This window comes from Streptomyces sp. NPDC001843 (genome assembly GCF_042891955.1).
Lineage (GTDB): Bacteria > Actinomycetota > Actinomycetes > Streptomycetales > Streptomycetaceae > Streptomyces.
In genome coordinates, this window is the sequence record NZ_JBIATQ010000001.1 from 637085 (window position 1) to 654340 (window position 17256).

Annotated in this window: 16 protein-coding genes; 11 read left to right on the forward strand and 5 right to left on the reverse strand. The window is 70.8% G+C overall.

What is annotated here, in order from left to right; translation table 11 throughout:
* The first annotated feature begins 186 nt into the window (after positions 1–186).
* Both aceE and ACFYZQ_RS03040 read left to right on the forward strand, forming a co-directional pair.
* Entirely contained in the window at positions 187–2934 is a 2748-nt protein-coding gene (aceE, locus tag ACFYZQ_RS03035; protein ID WP_389140967.1) for a pyruvate dehydrogenase (acetyl-transferring), homodimeric type, read from the forward strand.
* Between the two features lie 88 nt (positions 2935–3022).
* Entirely contained in the window at positions 3023–3766 is a 744-nt protein-coding gene (locus ACFYZQ_RS03040; RefSeq protein ID WP_389140969.1) for a potassium channel family protein, read from the forward strand.
* Between the two features lie 40 nt (positions 3767–3806).
* On the opposite strand, the gene ACFYZQ_RS03045 is transcribed toward ACFYZQ_RS03040, so the two are convergent.
* Together ACFYZQ_RS03045 and ACFYZQ_RS03050 are read right to left on the reverse strand one after the other, a co-directional pair.
* Positions 3807–4112, reverse strand: coding sequence for a small hydrophobic protein (locus tag ACFYZQ_RS03045; protein ID WP_389141873.1), 306 nt, complete (start codon positions 4110–4112; stop codon positions 3807–3809).
* Positions 4113–4341: 229 nt separating this feature from the next.
* Positions 4342–5958 carry an MFS transporter gene (locus tag ACFYZQ_RS03050; RefSeq protein ID WP_389140971.1) on the reverse strand — a complete coding sequence of 539 codons (1617 nt, stop codon included), beginning with the start codon at positions 5956–5958 and terminating at the stop codon, positions 4342–4344.
* Between the two features lie 63 nt (positions 5959–6021).
* Between ACFYZQ_RS03050 and ACFYZQ_RS03055 the strand changes: the two genes are divergently transcribed.
* The 3 genes from ACFYZQ_RS03055 (at position 6022) to ACFYZQ_RS03065 (ending at position 8885) form a co-directional block, all read left to right on the forward strand.
* Positions 6022–6654 (forward strand): TetR family transcriptional regulator, encoded by a 633-nt coding sequence (locus tag ACFYZQ_RS03055; RefSeq protein WP_389140973.1) that lies wholly within the window; start codon positions 6022–6024, stop codon positions 6652–6654.
* A gap of 82 nt (positions 6655–6736) precedes the next feature.
* A complete protein-coding gene (locus tag ACFYZQ_RS03060) occupies positions 6737–7954 on the forward strand; it encodes an alpha/beta hydrolase (protein ID WP_389140975.1) in 1218 nt (405 codons plus the stop codon).
* A gap of 67 nt (positions 7955–8021) precedes the next feature.
* Positions 8022–8885, forward strand: coding sequence for a DUF4429 domain-containing protein (locus tag ACFYZQ_RS03065; RefSeq protein WP_389140977.1), 864 nt, complete (start codon positions 8022–8024; stop codon positions 8883–8885).
* A 136-nt stretch (positions 8886–9021) separates the two neighbouring features.
* Here ACFYZQ_RS03065 and ACFYZQ_RS03070 read toward each other — a convergent pair whose 3' ends face one another.
* Together ACFYZQ_RS03070 and ACFYZQ_RS03075 are read right to left on the reverse strand one after the other, a co-directional pair.
* Positions 9022–10038, reverse strand: coding sequence for an aldo/keto reductase (locus tag ACFYZQ_RS03070; protein ID WP_389140979.1), 1017 nt, complete (start codon positions 10036–10038; stop codon positions 9022–9024).
* Positions 10035–10505 carry a MerR family transcriptional regulator gene (locus tag ACFYZQ_RS03075; RefSeq protein ID WP_389140981.1) on the reverse strand — a complete coding sequence of 157 codons (471 nt, stop codon included), beginning with the start codon at positions 10503–10505 and terminating at the stop codon, positions 10035–10037. Before ACFYZQ_RS03075 ends, ACFYZQ_RS03070 begins: the two co-directional genes overlap by 4 nt.
* Positions 10506–10602: 97 nt before the next feature.
* Here ACFYZQ_RS03075 and ACFYZQ_RS03080 point away from each other — a divergent pair, with 97 nt between their 5' ends.
* The 3 genes from ACFYZQ_RS03080 to ACFYZQ_RS03090 are packed head-to-tail and all read left to right on the forward strand — an operon-like array spanning position 10603 to position 13107.
* Positions 10603–11082, forward strand: a complete 480-nt coding sequence (locus ACFYZQ_RS03080) for a GNAT family N-acetyltransferase (protein WP_389140983.1) — start codon at positions 10603–10605, stop codon at positions 11080–11082.
* An 18-nt stretch (positions 11083–11100) separates the two neighbouring features.
* Positions 11101–11928 (forward strand): serine hydrolase domain-containing protein, encoded by an 828-nt coding sequence (locus ACFYZQ_RS03085; RefSeq protein ID WP_389140985.1) that lies wholly within the window; start codon positions 11101–11103, stop codon positions 11926–11928.
* A 48-nt stretch (positions 11929–11976) separates the two neighbouring features.
* Complete coding sequence (locus tag ACFYZQ_RS03090; RefSeq protein WP_389140987.1) at positions 11977–13107, forward strand: DUF5954 family protein; 1131 nt, start codon at positions 11977–11979, stop codon at positions 13105–13107.
* A 76-nt stretch (positions 13108–13183) separates the two neighbouring features.
* On the opposite strand, the gene ACFYZQ_RS03095 is transcribed toward ACFYZQ_RS03090, so the two are convergent.
* Entirely contained in the window at positions 13184–13840 is a 657-nt protein-coding gene (locus ACFYZQ_RS03095) for a pirin family protein (RefSeq protein WP_389141875.1), read from the reverse strand.
* 61 nt (positions 13841–13901) lie between these two features.
* Here ACFYZQ_RS03095 and ACFYZQ_RS03100 point away from each other — a divergent pair, with 61 nt between their 5' ends.
* The 3 genes from ACFYZQ_RS03100 (at position 13902) to ACFYZQ_RS03110 (ending at position 17197) form a co-directional block, all read left to right on the forward strand.
* Positions 13902–15116 carry a PucR family transcriptional regulator gene (locus ACFYZQ_RS03100; protein ID WP_389140989.1) on the forward strand — a complete coding sequence of 405 codons (1215 nt, stop codon included), beginning with the start codon at positions 13902–13904 and terminating at the stop codon, positions 15114–15116.
* Positions 15117–15205: 89 nt separating this feature from the next.
* Entirely contained in the window at positions 15206–16120 is a 915-nt protein-coding gene (locus ACFYZQ_RS03105; protein WP_389140991.1) for an ACP S-malonyltransferase, read from the forward strand.
* Between the two features lie 9 nt (positions 16121–16129).
* On the forward strand, positions 16130–17197 hold the full coding sequence (locus tag ACFYZQ_RS03110; protein WP_389140993.1) for a ketoacyl-ACP synthase III: 1068 nt from the start codon (positions 16130–16132) through the stop codon (positions 17195–17197).
* Positions 17198–17256 lie beyond the last annotated feature (59 nt).

The window sequence follows — 17256 nt, forward strand, 5'->3', positions numbered from 1 at the left end:
AGCCTGTCGGACCCTCGGGCGTATCGTTGCGTTTTGGCCGGGCCTGCCCGACTGCCGCTCGAGGGGGGCCGTACGGACGGCTCGGTTACCTCACGGTAGAGATGACGTACGTCATTCCGAGGTACACGATGGGGAACGGTGTAGGCACGAGCAAAAAAAGTGGCCCTCTGACAGGTAAGGAACAGCGTGGCTTCCGGATCCGATCGCAACCCGATCATCATTGGCGGCCTTCCGAGTCAGGTTCCTGACTTCGATCCCGAAGAGACCCAGGAGTGGCTGGACTCCCTGGACGCCGCCGTCGACGAGCGAGGCCGGGAGCGGGCCCGCTACCTCATGCTGCGCCTGATCGAGCGGGCCCGCGAGAAGCGCGTGGCCGTGCCCGAGATGCGCAGCACGGACTACGTCAACACGATCCCCACCAAGAGCGAGCCGTTCTTCCCCGGCAACGAGGAGATCGAGCGCAAGATCCTCAACGCGACCCGCTGGAACGCGGCCGTGATGGTCTCGCGCGCCCAGCGTCCCGGCATCGGGGTCGGCGGGCACATCGCGACCTTCGCCTCCTCCGCCTCCCTCTACGACGTGGGCTTCAACCACTTCTTCCGTGGCAAGGACGAGGGCGACGGCGGCGACCAGGTCTTCTTCCAGGGCCACGCCTCCCCGGGCATCTACGCCCGCGCGTACCTGCTCGACCGGCTCACCGAGCAGCAGCTGGACGGCTTCCGTCAGGAGAAGTCGAAGTACCCGAACGGCCTCTCCAGCTACCCGCACCCGCGCTCCATGCCGGACTTCTGGGAGTTCCCGACGGTCTCCATGGGCCTCGGCCCCCTCGGCGCGATCTACCAGGCGCGGATGAACCGCTACATGGAGGCACGCGGCATCGCGGACACCTCCAAGTCGCACGTGTGGGCGTTCCTCGGCGACGGCGAGATGGACGAGCCGGAGTCGCTCGGCCAGCTGAGCATCGCCGCCCGCGAGGGCCTGGACAACCTGACCTTCGTGGTCAACTGCAACCTCCAGCGGCTCGACGGCCCGGTGCGCGGCAACGGCAAGATCATCCAGGAGCTGGAGTCGCAGTTCCGCGGCGCCGGCTGGAACGTGATCAAGCTGGTCTGGGACCGCACCTGGGACCCGCTGCTCGCCCAGGACCGGGACGGGATCCTGGTCAACAAGATGAACACGACGCCGGACGGCCAGTTCCAGACGTACGCCACCGAGACCGGCGCCTACATCCGCGAGCACTTCTTCGGCGACGACCACCGGCTGCGCGCGATGGTCGAGAACATGACCGACGACCAGATCCTGCACCTGGGCCGCGGCGGTCACGACCACCGGAAGATCTACGCGGCGTTCAAGGCGGCCAAGGAGCACAAGGGCCAGCCGACGGTCATCCTCGCCAAGACGATCAAGGGCTGGACGCTGGGCCCGAACTTCGAGGGCCGCAACGCCACGCACCAGATGAAGAAGCTGACGGTCGACGACCTCAAGCGCTTCCGCGACCGTCTGCACCTGCCGATCTCGGACAAGGACCTGGAGTCCGGCGCACCGCCCTACTACCACCCGGGCCGGAACTCCGAGGAGATCCAGTACATGCACGACCAGCGCAAGAAGTGCGGCGGGTACGTCCCGACGCGCGTCGTGCGCTCCAAGCCGCTCGCGCTGCCGGACGACAAGGCGTACGCGACGGTGAAGAAGGGCTCCGGCCAGCAGTCCATCGCGACGACCATGGCCTTCGTCCGGCTCCTGAAGGACCTCATGCGGGACAAGGAGCTCGGCAAGCGGTTCGTGCTGATCGCGCCGGACGAGTACCGCACGTTCGGCATGGACTCCTTCTTCCCGAGCGCGAAGATCTACAACCCGCTGGGCCAGCAGTACGAGTCGGTGGACCGGGAGCTGCTCCTGGCCTACAAGGAGTCCCCGACCGGGCAGATGCTGCACGACGGCATCTCGGAGGCGGGCTGCACGGCCTCGCTGATCGCGGCGGGCTCGGCGTACGCCACGCACGGCGAGCCGCTGATCCCGGTGTACGTCTTCTACTCGATGTTCGGCTTCCAGCGCACCGGCGACCAGTTCTGGCAGATGGCCGACCAGCTCGCGCGCGGTTTCGTCCTGGGCGCGACCGCCGGTCGTACGACCCTGACCGGTGAGGGCCTGCAGCACGCGGACGGCCACTCGCAGCTGCTCGCCTCGACGAACCCGGCCTGCGTCGCCTACGACCCGGCGTACTCGTACGAGATCGCGCACATCGTGCAGGACGGTCTGCGCCGGATGTACGGCGGCGACGCGGAGCACCCGCACGGCGAGGACGTCTTCTACTACCTCACCGTCTACAACGAGCCCATCCAGCACCCGGCGGAGCCGGCGGACGTGGACGTGGAGGGCATCCTCAAGGGCATCCACCGGATCGGTGCGGGCACCTCGGGCTCCATCCCGGCGCAGATCATGGCCTCGGGCGTGGCCGTGCCGTGGGCGATCGAGGCGCAGCGGATCCTCGGCGAGGAGTGGAACGTCAAGGCCGACGTGTGGTCGGCGACCTCCTGGAACGAGCTGCGCCGCGAGGCCGTGGCGGTGGAGGAGCACAACCTGCTGCACCCGGAGGAGGAGCAGCGGGTGCCGTACGTGACCCGGAAGCTGAGCGGGTCCGAGGGTCCGTTCGTGGCCGTGTCCGACTGGATGCGGTCGGTCCCGGACCAGATCGCGCGGTGGGTGCCGGGCACGTACCAGTCGCTCGGTGCGGACGGCTTCGGCTTCGCCGACACCCGGGGCGCGGCCCGGCGGTTCTTCCACATCGACGCGGAGTCGATCGTGGTGGCCGTGCTGACCGAGCTGGCTCGGGAGGGCCAGGTCGACCGTTCGGTGCTGAAGCAGGCCATCGACCGGTACCAGCTGCTCGACGTGTCGGCGGCGGATCCGGGAGCGGCCGGGGGCGACGCGTAGTCGGCACGTAGCCGGCGCACGGCTTGACCGGGTGACGGGCGGCGGGGCTTGATCCCGCCGCCCTTACCTGTTCTTTACTATTGCGGCCATGAACGAACAGTCGGCGCAGGCCTGTTGGGAACGACGCACACAACGGCCGTTGCTGGTGCTCGCGGTGGCGTTCGCCGTCGCCTACGCCGTGCCGATCGTGGACGATCCCGCCGATCAGCTCCTGACGTCCCTGTGCACGGTGACGGAGTGGGTGGTGTGGGGAGCGTTCGCCGCCGACTACCTGATGCGGCTCGCGCTCACCCGGCACCGCCGGGAGTTCGTGCGGTCGCACTGGATAGACCTGTGCGCGGTCGTCCTGCCCATGCTGCAGCCGCTGCGGCTGCTCAGGATGGTGGCCACGCTGCTGCTGGTGGGGCGGCGGGCGCGGATGGCCTCGCAGATCCGGCTGACGACGTATGTCGGCGGTGCGGTGGTGGGGCTGCTGATGTTCGGCTCGCTCGCGGTGCTGTCCGTGGAGCGGGAGTCACCGCGGGGGAACATCCGGACGCTGGGTGACGCCGTCTGGTGGTCCTTCACCACGATGACGACCGTGGGGTACGGGGATCACGCGCCGACGACCGGGCTGGGGCGCATGATCGCGGTCGGGCTGATGCTGTCCGGGATCGCGCTGCTCGGTGTCGTCACCGCGAACATCGCGGCGTGGTTCATCTCGCGTTTCGAGAAGGACGACGTGGAGGAGCGGCGCCAGACGGAGGCCATCGCCAATCTGGCGGAGGAGGTGCGGCTGCTGCGCGCCGAGGTGGCGGCGCTGGTCTCGCGGGAGGAGCAGCGCCGCTTTTAGCCGGGGGCCTGGGGGCGGAGCCCCCAGTACCCTCGCGCCCTCAGAAGAACCCGTTGCCCACCGATGCCGACCCGGCCAGCCAGACGAGGGCCAGCAGGGTGTCGATGGCGCCCAGGACAACGGCCACCAGGGCCGGGATGTTGCGGTCGGAGGACCACTGACGGCCCATGGAGAGCCAGCCGCAGACGACTGCGACCGGGCCCAGGATGATGCCCAGGACGAAGAAACCGGCGATCGCGCAGATACAGCCGATGATCCCGAGCGTGGCGCGGTCCGGCCCGCTCCGCTGCCACGTCCGGCCGCGTGAACGGGGGTACCCGCGCGTTCCGTGCCCGAAGCCCGCCATCATCAACTCCTTGACTCTCTTGGACAATTCGGGTTCGGAAGTGCGGGTACCCCGGTTCCACGTCCGCAGACCTGCGCGCTGCCCCCCTCCGGCAGCGCGCCGCGGTCCCGGGTGTCCTCCCATGCCCTGCGGAGGACATGACCCACTGTGACCTGCGGCGCGTGCCGGGGCGAGGAATCTTGAGCGGAGTCACCCTGATGAGGTAACTCCGCCCCGGCGGTGAGGGAACCTAGATGTGGCCGACGCCCGCGCCCGCCTCCGCGTTCTCGCCGCGCTTGGTGAGCAGGGCGACCAGGACGGCCACCGCCGCCACGCCCGCGGCGACCAGGGACGCCAGGCTCATGCCGGAGATGAAGGTGTCGTGCGCCACGCCGGTGATCTTCTCGGCCAGCGGCTGGGGCGTGCCCTTGGCCACCGGTGCCACACCGACCTGAACGGCCTCGGAGGCCTGCCCCAGTTGGGCGGGGGTGAGCTTGGGGAGGCCGGCGTCGGCCCAGTTGCCCGGCAGGTCGCTGTCGACCTTGGAGGCCATCACCGCGCCCAGCACCGCCGTTCCGAGGCTGCCGCCGATCTGCATCGCGGCCTGCTGCAGACCACCGGCCACGCCGGAGAGCTCCATCGGGGCGTTGCCGACGATGACCTCGGTCGCGCCGACCATGACGGGCGCGAGGCCGAGGCCCAGCAGACCGAACCAGAGGGACATCACGGCGCTGCCGGTGTCCGTCTCCAGGGTCGACATGCCGTACATGGCGATCGCGGTGGCCGCCATGCCGCCGGCGAGCGGGATGCGCGGGCCCAGCTTGGTGATCATGGCGCCGGCCAGCGGTGAGCCGACGATCATCATCCCGGTGAGCGGGAGCAGATGGAGGCCGGCGTCGATCGGGCTCATCCCGTGCACGTTCTGCAGGTAGAAGGTGACGAAGAACAGGCCGCCCATGAACGCGATGGCCATCAGGACCATCAGGACCACGCCCGCCGACAGCGGCACCGAACGGAACAGGCCCAGCGGGATCAGCGGCTCCTTCACCTTCGTCTCCCAGACGGAGAACGCGGCGAAGAGCAGCACGGACGCGCCGATGAAGGCCCACGTCTTACCGTCGCCCCAGCCCCAGGCGGGGGCCTTGATGAGCGCCCAGACCAGGCAGAACATCGCGCCGGAGAGCAGGACGATGCCGGCGATGTCGAAGGAGCGGGGCGCGTTCTCAGCGCGGTGGTCCTTCAGGATCAGCAGGCCGAGGACGAGGGCGAGCAGACCGACCGGCACGTTGATGAAGAACACCGACTGCCAGTTGACGTGCTCGACCAGGACACCGCCGAGGATCGGGCCGCCCGCGGTGGACGCGCCGATCACCATGCCCCAGAGGCCGATCGCCATGTTCAGCTTCTCGGCCGGGAAGGTGGCCCGCAGCAGGCCGAGGGCGGCCGGCATCAGCAGCGCGCCGAACAGGCCCTGGAAGACGCGGAAGGTGACGACCGCGGCGATGCTGCTGGACAGGCCGATCGCACCGGAGGCGCCGGCGAAGCCGACCACGCCGATCAGGAAGGTCTGCCGGTGACCGAACCGGTCGCCGAGCTTGCCCGCGGTGATCAGGGAGACCGCGAGGGCGAGGAAGTAACCGTTGGTGATCCACTGGACCTGCGCGAAGGTGGCGCCGAGGTCCTTCTGGATCGCCGGGTTGGCGATCGCCACGATGGTGCCGTCGAGGGCCACCATCATGACGCCCACGGCCACGGTGATGAGGGTGAACCACGGGTGACCGCGCAGCCCTCCGGCCGCGGTCGGTTCCGACGGGGCTTCCGGCGCGTTGTCCCCCGGCCCCGTCGAGTCGATGGTCTGACTAGTCATACGTGCGAGGCTAGTGTCAGTCGCTGACAATTGACAAAACATTTCAGTTACACGGAGAAGCACATGAGTGGAACGGGGCTGCGCGAGCGCAAGAAAGAGCGCACCCGGGACGCGCTGGTGCGAGCCGCGCTCGAACTGTTCGTCGCAGCGGGGTACGAACGGACGACCGTCGACGAGATCGCCGAGGCCGTCGGCGTCTCGCAGCGGACCTTCTTCCGCTACTTCGCCGGCAAGGAGGACGCGGCCTTCTTCGTCACCCGGCTCGCGGAGTCGCACTACATCCGGGCCCTGCGTGAACGCCCGCCGGGAGAGGCACCCTTGGAGGCGCTGCGGCAGGCCGTCCTGGGGAGCTGGGACACCATCGGGGAGGCCATCGAGCAGGTCGTACCGGTCGAACTGCACCTGCGCGCCTACAAGATGATCGAGGCCACGCCCGCGCTGCTCGCCGCCCATCTGCGGCGCCAGGAGGGGCTGGAGGAGGAGATCGCCGGGATCGTGGCCGAGCGCGAGGGCCTCGACGTGGACGCCGACCCGCGCCCCCGGCTCCTGGTGGCCCTGTTCGGCGGAGTGATGCGGGTCACCCAACGGACCTGGTCGGTGGGCGAGGAGTGCAGCATCGAGGCGATCCGCGAACTCACCGCACGCCACCTCGACCAGCTGGGCCCGGCGTTGACCGGAAACTGGCGACCTGTCTGAGTTCCCCGTCACACCCGGCGAAACGTGATCCCTGTCACTCGGTTACCGCGAGACCCTCTCGTTCTCTTAGTGTGTCCTCCCAGTGACTTCCTTCGACACCTCTCCGCAACTCAACGTCTGGCGCGCGCTGCTCGCGCTGGCCGTCGTGTTCGTGATGCTCGCGACCACCGGCTGGACCGCCCTGCACGGTCACCGGAGGACGACCCCGCTGCAGGCCTCGCTGGCCGCCTGGCAGCACGGCCGCGTCGGCGGGCACCGGCTGCCGGACCCCGACGAGAGTCCCACCCGGCTCGCGCGGTTCTTCGCGTCGCTCACCGAACGGCAGAGCACCGGCCTCGCCCACCGCTATCCGCTCGCGGTCGGCAACATGAACGGCGCTCCCGTCGAGCTGCGCTACCGCGCCAACCGCATCGCCCTGCAGAAGGCGCGCAGGACGGACCTCAGACGCATGCACGACACCCGGCTCTCCGCGGCCGGGCAGCAGCAGGCGGGCCGCCGTATGCACCGCTTCGAGTCGCTCCTGCGGAGGGACCGCCACATCCTCGCCTTCGACCCCGACGGCTCCGGCCGGGTCGCCGAGGTGTTCGGGAACCTCGACAAGGCCCAGCGGATCTCCGTCGTCGTCCCCGGTGTCGACACCGACCTGCTCACCTTCCAGAAGACCAACCGGCAGTACACCGCGCCGGTCGGCATGGCCAAGGCCCTGTACGGGGCCGAGCGCGCGGCGAGCCGCACGACCCGTACGGCCGTGATCGCCTGGGCCGACTACACCGCGCCCAGCGGCCTCGGCGTGGACGCGGCCACCGCGATGCGGGCCGAGGAGGGCGCCGTACGCCTGAACGCGCTGCTGTGGGCGCTGCCCGGCAACGCACCCGTCTCCGTGTTCTGCCACAGCTACGGTTCCGTGCTGTGCGGGGTGGCCGCACGCGCGATGCCGCGCCGGGTGACCGACATAGCGGTGGCCGCCAGCCCCGGCATGCACGCCTCCCAGGCCTCGAACCTGGGCACCCCCGCGCGGGTGTGGGCCATGCGGGACGCCGACGACTGGATCCAGGACGTGCCGTACCTCGAGGTCGGCGGGCTCGGGCACGGCGCCGACCCGGTCTCCCGGGCGTTCGGCGCGCGGGTGCTGTCGGCGCGGGACGCCAAGGGCCACGCCGGTTATTTCGAGCCGGGCACGGACAGCCTGCGCAACTTCGCCGACATCGGGGTCGGCGCGTACGACGCGGTGCGCTGCGCCCATGACGAGGGCGGGTGCCGGGCGGGTTTGTCCGGTGTGATGACTGCCGGACGCGCGTAGAGACAGCAGGAAGTGCGGTCCGCACGGGGAGGGACGTGAGGAGCCTGTGCCGCATACGATGAGCCGCATGGGTGACGTACTGGCCGGATTTCACGCCGCCTGGGAGTTCGAGTCCGACTCCGTGCTCATCCGTTACGAGCGGGGGATCCGGACACCGAAGCTGTTCCAGTCGCTGGGTGAGAGACGCATCCCCCTGGCGGCGCTCGAAGGGGTGACGCTGACGCCCGGCAGACGCGGGACCGTCGTCCTGCGGGCCGAGCCCCGCCCCGGCGCCGATCCGCTGATCGAGGCGGCGGCCGGGCAGCTGAAGGAGGCCTACGACCCCTACCGGCTGGTGCTGCCCGCCGAGCGGGAGACGCTCGCGGAGTACTACGCGGACGAACTGCGAGCCCTGCTGACCGAGTCCGGTCCGGCCGACCGGCACCTGGTGGCGCCGCCCTCGGGGCCGCTGCAGTTCAAGGCGTACGACGGCAAGGCGTACTTCGACGGCTCCTCGGTACGGTTCCGGTGGTTCTGGACGGGCGCGTCCTCGGCCAAGTGGAAGGCCGGCGACCAGAACTTCCCGGTCGCCGACCTGAACGGGATCGAGTGGCGCTCACCCGAGGTCCTCGAAGGCCATCTCCGCCTCGTTCCCCGCGACTCGGCCTCCGAGCGACCGGCGCCGCCGGACCAGGATCCGGCGGCGGTGGTCTTCGGGCTGGGGTACGGGCCGGTCCACGAGTCCCTGCCGTTCGCTGCCGCCGTGTTGGCGGCGGTGCGGGCGAAGCGGCCGGAGGCCGCCGTACCCATTGCGGCGCCTGCTGTGGCGGGGCGCCGGGATCCTGCGGAGATCGCTGAGCGGATCCGGCACCTCGGGGAGTTGCATCAGGCGGGGCTGGTCACGGACGAGGAGTTCTCCTCCAAGAAGGCGGAGCTCCTCGCGGAGCTTTAGCGGGTTCGAGTGCGCGTCTGCCGGGAGCGGTTTTTGTCGACCGCGGGGCGTGGTGGGTTGCTCGCGCCCACGCGGCGGAGCCGCATATCGATACAGCCCCGCGCCTTTTTGGGACGCGTCACCTCGGGGCCGCTGATTACTCCCGACCTGCAGACGTGAACGTCATGTCTGCGTAGCGGTTCCCCGACACCTTCGCCGCGATGGGTTCCAGGAGGGACAGTTCCTCCTCTGTGAGTACCACCCGGGTCGCCGCCGTGTTCTCCTCCACCCTCGTCGGCTTGCGGGTGCCCGGGATGGGGATGACCGGTAGGGCGTGGACCGTCGCCTGCTGCTGGACCCAGGCGAGGGCGATCTGGCCGACGGAGACGCCGTGGGCCTGCGCGATCTCGCGGATCGGCTCCAGGAGGGCCGCGTTGGCGGCCGCGTTGTCGCCGGTGAAGCGGGGCTGCTGGCGGCGGAAGTCGCCGGCCGTCAGGTCCTGTTCGGCGTTGGCGAAGGAGCCGGTCAGGAAGCCGCGGCCGAGCGGCGAGTACGGGACGAGGGCCACGCCCAGCTCGCGGACCGCCGGCACCACCTTGGCCTCGATGTCGCGGCTGAACAGCGACCACTCCGACTGCACGGCCGCGATCGGGTGCACGTCCTGGGCCGCGCGCAGTTCGTCGGCGGTGATCTCGCTCAGGCCGAGGTGCTTGACCTTGCCCTCGCGCACCAGGTCGGCCATCGTCCCGACGGTCTCCTCGATGGGCACGTTCACATCGCGGCGGTGCATGTAGTAGAGGTCGATGACGTCGACGTCCAGCCGCTTCAGGCTCGCTTCGACGGCCTGGCGGATGTACGGCGGGTCGTTGCGGATGATCCGCTTGGTCGGCTCGTCCGGCGGGATCGAGAGGGCGAACTTGGTGGCTATGACGACCTCGTCGCGGTGCGCCTTGAAGAAGGGCGCGAGGAACTTCTCGTTCTCCCCGGCGCCGTACGCGTCCGCCGTGTCGTACAGGGTGACGCCGAGCTCCAGCGCCCGCTCCAGCGCGGCCCGGGACTCCCCCGCGTCGGCGGGACCGTAGCCGAAGCTCATGCCCATGCAGCCGAGACCCTGGACACCCACCTCCGGTCCGCCTTCGCCGAGCCGTACCGTCGGAATCCTGGCGTCGGTCATCGAGTGGTCCCCTCCTGAGCGTAGAAACTGATCTTCCGGTCGAGCACGGCGAGCGTGTCCCGCAGTTCGGCGATCCGGGCCAGCACGTCCTGGCGGGTCGCCTCCAGCAGGTCCCGCCGCTCCCCGTAGGTGGTGTCGCCCTCGCGCACCAGTTCCGCGTACCGCACCATGTCGGCGACCGGCATACCGGTCAGCCGGAGCTTGCTCACGAAGTCCAGCCAATCCAGGTCGCGGTTGCAGTAGCGGCGCTGGCCGGTGTGCGAGCGGTCGATGTGGGACATCAGGCCGATCCGCTCGTACCAGCGCAGGGTGTGGGCGGTGAGGCCGGTGAAGGCCACGACCTCGCTGATCGTGTATCTGTCCTGGCCGTCGGGACGCGGATGCCGGCGGGGTGGGGCGGAGCAGATGTCGGCTGGGGCGTTCGCTTCCCGCTCGGTGGCCGCTGGCGTGGTCTGCATCACCGTCATGGCCCCCACGCTATGACCTTGGAGTGCACTCCAAGCAAGCGGGTGGCGGTAAGAAATCCGGAGGACGGGCCGGGGCGCGGTCATTAGCGTGCGGGCCATGAGTCTCGTACGCCGTGCCACACCCGAGGACGCCGCCGAAGTGCTGCGGCTGCGCCAGGTCATGATCGACTCCGTGTTCGCCGGGACGGCGGGGGGCGGCGCCACCGACTGGCACACGGAGTCCCTGCCCACCTTGCGGGCCCGACTCGCCGGGTCCGACGATGACTTCGCGGCGTTCGTGGTGGACCGTCCCGAGCGGCCGGGGGCGCTGGCCGCGCTGGTGGCGGGAACGATGGAGTACCGGATCGGGCGGGCCGACAACCCGCACGGGCGGGTCGGGTACGTCTTCAGCGTCGCCACCGACCCGGACGCGCGGCGCCGCGGGTATGCGCGCGCGTGCATGGAGGAGCTGCTGGAGTGGTTCCGGGAGCGGGGTGCCCGGCAGGTCGACCTGAACGCGTCCGCCGAGGCCGAGCCGCTGTACGCGGCGCTCGGCTTCGTGCGCAAGCCCGACCCCTCGATGCGGCTGGCGCTCTGAGCCGCATAGGCTCGGGGCATGGCTCTGAACAGCTTGGCGTCGATCGAGAACTGGCCCGTGCCGACCGCCGCGGCGGGTGTCGTGCGGGCCGACGGCACGGTCCTGGGGACCCATGGGCCGGCCGGGCAGCGCTTTCCGCTGGCCTCGGTCACCAAGCCGCTGGCGGCGTACGCGGTGCTCGTCGCGTACGAGGAGGGGGCGATCGAGCTGGACGAACCGGCGGGGCCGACCGGCTCGACGGTCCGTCATCTGCTGGCGCACACCTCCGGGTTGGCGTTCGACGAGCACCGGGTGACGGCGCCGCCCGGGGAGCGGCGGCTGTACTCCAACGCCGGGTTCGAGCAGTTGGGGGACCACGTCGCCAAGGCGACGGACATTCCCTTCGCGGAGTATCTGCGGCAGGCCGTGCTGGAGCCGCTGGGGATGGCGTCCACGTCGCTGGAGGGGACCCGCTCGCCCGCGAAGGACGGGGTGTCGACGGTGGAGGACCTGCTGCGGTTCGCGGCGGAGGTGCAGGCGCCGCGGCTGCTGGATCCCCGGACGGTCGCGGAGGCGACGCTGACCGTCCACTACCCGGGGACCAAGGGCGTGCTGCCGGGATACGGACATCACAACCCCAACGACTGGGGGCTGGGTTTCGAGATCCGCGACGGCAAGTCCCCGCACTGGACGGGGGGTTCGTCGTCACCGCGGACGTTCGGCCACTTCGGCCAGGCCGGCACGTTCCTGTGGGTGGACCCCGACGCGCGGACGGCGTGCGTGGCACTGACCGACCGGGCGTTCGGACCCTGGGCGGTCGAGGCATGGCCCGTGTTCACGGACGCGGTTCTCGCCGATTCGGTGTGATTTCGCGTTCTGCGGCGAAGACACCCCGCAATCGGGCACATTCGGTACGTGACCGGTTACGAAGACAGGGTCCCCGGCTATCTGACCTTCCGGGTCGCCCCACAGGAAGGGCCCATCGCGGCCTTCGCCGAGCAGGAGGCGTGGCAGGCGCGGGAGCGGTATCCCGAACTGATGGGGATGGGCCTGGCGGAGTTCTTCCACGCGCGGGAGCGTGACGCGGGCGGCTGGGAGCTGTCCGAGTACGGCTCCGACACCCCGCAGGGCGCCAGGGACTCGCTCGGGTCCCACTTCCGCATGCGCGCCAAGGAGGCCGGGGACGCCGAGGACGCGGAGGCGCACAAGGCGTGGATGTCGGCAGCCCTGCGCATGGACCGGGAGGTCGTCGACGACCTCCGGGTCCGCGGCGAGCGGTTCCGGATCGTGCGGGCCTGCAAGTTCATCCGTATGGGGCGCGGTGGACCCGAACCGCCCCGGCCCTCCGATCCCGACCCGGCGGAGGTGGGCGAGGCGCACCGTGAGCGGTCGCGGACCAAGGGCTTCGTCGTCGATCCGTACACCAGCACCGGGCTGTCCGACAGCCTGCTGAAGCTGGATCTCCTGCGGCTCGTCGGGTCCGCCTCCGGCACGCCGGACGACGTACGGGCCGACGCACGGCGGGCCGCTCAGGCCTACCCGGGCGGTGTGCTGCTGCCGGCGGTGTTCACGGTCTCCGAGCGGGTCGACGGGGAGTGGCAGTCGCACAACCCCGGAGCGTCGCACGCCACACCGCAGGGCGCACGTGACGCCCTGGCGGCATGGCTGCGGGTGATGGCGCCGTTCACACTGCGGCTGTCGGACGAGAAGAGGGCGGAGTACGCGCGAGCGGCCGACAGGCTGGACGAGAAGCGCGGCAACAGCCTGAGCGTCGACGGGACCCGGTTCCGCGTCACCCGCGTCGAGCGGCTGGTCCGTGTCGGACCCGACGGTCCGGAGGGGCCCCGGCCCAGCGACTTCGACCCGGAGCCGCCGGTGGAGGTCCATGTGCGGCAGCTGAAGGAGCAGGGGCTGTGGAAGGAGGAGGACGAGGACGCGCCGGTCGAACTGGACGAACGGACGCTTGAACTGAAGGCGCTGTGGGACCAGGAGGAGGTCCGCCGCGCGGCGGCCAGGGAGCGCAGGGCCAACCGGAAACGCCACTGAGCCGGCCGGGACCGGGAGCCGTCGGCAACGCGGCCGAGGCCGCATGCGGCAGCCCGGTCGAGGCCGCCATGTCCGCTCACCCGGCGGTCATCTCCCACATCAGCACTTCCGCCCCCGTCACCCCCACCACCTCCATGTCCTTGGCGTCCGAGATGCGCGCCGCGTCCCCCGGCCCGAGCCGCTCCCGCTCCAACCGCACGTCGCCGCGCACCACGTGCACGTACACGTGCCCGCCGTCCGGCACCGGCGTCCGCTCCCCCGCCGCCAGACGGCGCACGTGGAGCATGGCGCCGGCCTCCGGGACGGCGTAGGGGGTGGAGTCGGCGATGCCGCGGACGATCTCGTAGGACGGGGTGCCGCCGGGGCGGGAAGGGGCCAGCCACATCTGGACGAAGGTCAGCGGCTCGGCGCCGGCGTTGCGCTCCACGTGGCGGACTCCGGACGCCGAGCTGAGGCGCTGGACGTCGCCGGGGCGGACGACCGTCTCGTGGCCGGTGGAGTCGCGGTGGGTCAGCTCGCCCTCGACGACCCAGGTGACGATCTCCGTGTGGCTGTGCGGGTGTTCGTCGAAGCCGGCGCCGGGCGCGAGCCGCTCCTCGTTGCAGGCGATGACCGCGCCGAAGCGCAGGTTGTCGGGATCGTAGTGCGGGCCGAAGGAGAAGGCGTGGCGGGAGTCGATCCCGGCCTCCGGATCCCCTCCGCGGTAGCGCTCCGCCGCGCGCCGTACGTCCATCACGTGGACCACCGTAGACCCGGCGACGCACGGGCCCGTCCCGATAAGGCAGTCTTGTCCCGTGCCCGAACCAGAAACCGGCAAGTCCGAACACGCAGCGCGCCGCGCCTTCGACGTACACCCGCACCAAGCGACCCTGAGGCGGCTGGAGAAGTCCTCCGGGAACCTCGCCGCACAGGCCATCGCGCGGATGGACGAGACCCTGCCGTGGTACCGGGCGATGCCCCCGGAGAACCGTTCCTGGATCGGACTCGTGGCCCAGGCGGGCATCGCCGCCTTCACCGAGTGGTTCCGGCACCCGGACGCGCCGCAGGCGATCTCCACGGACGTGTTCGGGACCGCGCCGCGCGAGCTGACCCGGGCCATCACGCTGCGGCAGACCGTGGAGATGGTGCGGACCACCATCGAGGTCATGGAGTCCGCGATCGACGAGGTCGCGGCGCCCGGTGACGAGGGGGTGCTGAGGGAGGCGCTGCTCGTCTACGCCCGGGAGATCGCCTTCGCCACGGCGCAGGTGTACGCCCAGGCCGCCGAGGCACGCGGTGCCTGGGACGCGCGGCTGGAGTCGCTGGTGGTGAACGCCGTGCTGAGCGGCGAGGCCGACGAGGGGGCCGTCAGCCGGGCCGCGGCGCTCGGATGGAACTCGCCCGAACATGTGTGCGTGGTGCTGGGCACCGCCCCCGACGGGGACAGCGAGCTGACCGTCGAGGCCATCCGGCGCGCCGCGCGACACGCCAAGCTGCAGGTGCTCACGGGGGTCCTCGGCGAGCGGCTGGTCGTCATCGCGGGCGGCAGCGACAATCCGCTGGCCGTGGCCCGTTCGCTCATCGGCCCGTTCGCCGCCGGGCCGGTCGTCGCGGGGCCGGTGGTGCCCGACCTGCTGGCCGCGACCCGGTCCGCGCAGGCCGCGGCGGCCGGGCTGAAGGCCTGCACGGCCTGGCAGGACGCACCGCGGCCCGTGCTGGCGGACGATCTGCTGCCGGAGCGCGCCATCGCCGGTGATCCGGGGGCCCGCGAGCAACTGGTGGAGGAGATCTACAGACCGCTGGAGGAGGCCGGTTCCGCTCTCCTGGAAACCTTGAGCGTCTATCTAGAACAGGCGAGCAGTCTGGAGGGTGCCGCGCGCATGCTCTTCGTTCACCCCAACACCGTCCGCTACCGGCTCCGACGTGTGACCGACGTCACCGGTTGGTCGCCCTCCGATGTACGATCCGCCTTCACGCTGCGGATCGCACTGATCCTGGGGCGTCTGGCCGACGGGGATACTCAGCCCTAGGCTTTTGTCGGAGGTCCACAAAACCCCCTTCCGTTCTTCGTCCCTGTCCTCACGGGCGGCCGCGCCCGTCCCCAAGAGAGAGTGTGAGAGTGCTCGTACTCGTCGCTCCCGGCCAAGGCGCCCAGACGCCCGGCTTCCTGACTCCCTGGCTCGAACTGCCAGGCGCCGCCGACCGCGTGGCCGCCTGGTCCGAGGCCCTCGGACTGGATCTCGCCCACTACGGCACGCAGGCCGACGCGGACGCCATCCGCGACACCGCGGTGGCCCAGCCGCTGCTGGTCGCCGCCGGACTCCTGTCCGCCGCGGCACTCGGAGACGTACTGCCGGGCGCGGTCGCCGGCCACAGCGTCGGCGAGATCACCGCCGCCGCGTTCGCGGGAGTCCTGGACGACACCGCCGCGCTGGGTCTCGTCCGCAGGCGCGGGCTGGCCATGGCCGAGGCCGCGGCGATCACCGAGACCGGCATGTCGGCGCTGCTCGGCGGCGACCCCGAGGTGTCCGTCGCGCACCTGAAGAAGCTCGGCCTGACCCCGGCGAACATCAACGGCGCCGGCCAGATCGTCGCCGCGGGCACGCTGGAGCAGCTCGCCGCGCTGAACGAGGACAAGCCCGAGGGCGTCCGCAAGGTCGTCCCGCTGAAGGTCGCCGGCGCCTTCCACACGCACCACATGGCCCCCGCGGTCGAGACCCTCGCCAAAGCCGCCGCGGCCCTGACGCCGGCCGATCCGAAGGTCACGTACGTCTCCAACAAGGACGGGCGGACCGTCGCCTCCGGCCCCGAGGTGCTCGAGCGGCTGGTCGGCCAGGTCGCCAACCCGGTCCGCTGGGACCTGTGCATGGAGACCTTCAAGGAGCTCGGCGTCACCGCGCTGCTCGAGGTGTGCCCCGGCGGCACGCTGACCGGCCTGGCCAAGCGCGCCCTGCCGGGCGTGCAGACGCTCGCGCTGAAGACCCCCGCCGACCTCGACGCGGCCCGCGAGCTCGTCGCCGAGCACGCCGCCTAAGGAGCCCTGATGGCGAAGATCAAACCCAGCAAGGGCGCCCCGTACGCGCGCATCCTCGGTGTGGGCGGCTACCGCCCGACCCGGGTGGTGCCCAACGAGGTGATCCTCGAGAAGATCGACTCCTCCGACGAGTGGATCCGCTCGCGCTCCGGCATCGAGACCCGGCACTGGGCGAACGACGAGGAGACGGTCGCCGCGATGTCGATCGAGGCGTCCGGCAAGGCCATCGCCGACGCCGGGATCGCCGCCGAGCAGATCGGTGCCGTGGTCGTCTCCACCGTCTCGCACTTCAGCCAGACGCCCGCCATCGCCACGGAGATCGCCGACAAGCTCGGCACGGGCAAGGCCGCGGCGTTCGACATCTCGGCGGGCTGCGCGGGCTTCGGGTACGGCCTCACGCTCGCCAAGGGCATGGTCGTCGAGGGCTCGGCGGAGTACGTGCTGGTCATCGGTGTCGAGCGGCTGTCCGACCTGACCGACCTGGAGGACCGGGCGACGGCCTTCCTGTTCGGTGACGGCGCGGGCGCCGTCGTCGTGGGCCCGTCCGAGGAACCGCACATCGGCCCGACCGTGTGGGGCTCCGAGGGCGACAAGGCCGGGACCATCAAGCAGACGGTGCCGTGGGACCGTTTCCTCCCCCACTCTCGGCTTCGCTCGAGCGGGGGGACCCCCACCGGCGACGTCTCCCAGCTCCCGCTGGACAGCGCGGGCAACGTCAAGTTCCCCGCGATCACGCAGGAAGGCCAGGCGGTGTTCCGCTGGGCCGTGTTCGAGATGGCGAAGGTCGCCCAGCAGGCGCTGGACGCGGCCGGGATCAGCGCGGACGACCTGGACGTCTTCATTCCGCACCAGGCCAACGAGCGGATCATCGACTCGATGGTGAAGACGCTGAAGCTGCCGGAGCACGTCACGGTCGCGCGTGACGTGCGTACCACCGGCAACACCTCGGCCGCCTCGATCCCGCTCGCGATGGAGCGGCTCCTGGCGACCGGCGAGGCGAAGAGCGGCGACACCGCACTCGTCATCGGATTCGGGGCGGGTCTCGTGTACGCCGCGACGGTCGTTACCCTCCCCTAGGCACTCCGTGCCGGATCATCATCGGGTCCGGTGCGGAAACACGAAACACCGCCACACCC

What these genes read in the sequence shown, in the direction of transcription:
- ACFYZQ_RS03040 (WP_389140969.1), top strand. Translation starts at nt 3,023, where the DNA reads ATGAACGAACAGTCGGCGCAGGCCTGTTGGGAACGACGCACACAACGG.
- ACFYZQ_RS03045 (WP_389141873.1), bottom strand. Translation starts at nt 4,112, where the DNA reads ATGGCGGGCTTCGGGCACGGAACGCGCGGGTACCCCCGTTCACGCGGC.
- ACFYZQ_RS03050 (WP_389140971.1), bottom strand. Translation starts at nt 5,958, where the DNA reads ATGACTAGTCAGACCATCGACTCGACGGGGCCGGGGGACAACGCGCCG.
- ACFYZQ_RS03055 (WP_389140973.1), top strand. Translation starts at nt 6,022, where the DNA reads ATGAGTGGAACGGGGCTGCGCGAGCGCAAGAAAGAGCGCACCCGGGAC.
- ACFYZQ_RS03065 (WP_389140977.1), top strand. Translation starts at nt 8,022, where the DNA reads ATGGGTGACGTACTGGCCGGATTTCACGCCGCCTGGGAGTTCGAGTCC.
- ACFYZQ_RS03070 (WP_389140979.1), bottom strand. Translation starts at nt 10,038, where the DNA reads ATGACCGACGCCAGGATTCCGACGGTACGGCTCGGCGAAGGCGGACCG.
- ACFYZQ_RS03075 (WP_389140981.1), bottom strand. Translation starts at nt 10,505, where the DNA reads ATGACGGTGATGCAGACCACGCCAGCGGCCACCGAGCGGGAAGCGAAC.
- ACFYZQ_RS03080 (WP_389140983.1), top strand. Translation starts at nt 10,603, where the DNA reads ATGAGTCTCGTACGCCGTGCCACACCCGAGGACGCCGCCGAAGTGCTG.
- ACFYZQ_RS03085 (WP_389140985.1), top strand. Translation starts at nt 11,101, where the DNA reads ATGGCTCTGAACAGCTTGGCGTCGATCGAGAACTGGCCCGTGCCGACC.
- ACFYZQ_RS03095 (WP_389141875.1), bottom strand. Translation starts at nt 13,840, where the DNA reads ATGGACGTACGGCGCGCGGCGGAGCGCTACCGCGGAGGGGATCCGGAG.
- ACFYZQ_RS03110 (WP_389140993.1), top strand. Translation starts at nt 16,130, where the DNA reads ATGGCGAAGATCAAACCCAGCAAGGGCGCCCCGTACGCGCGCATCCTC.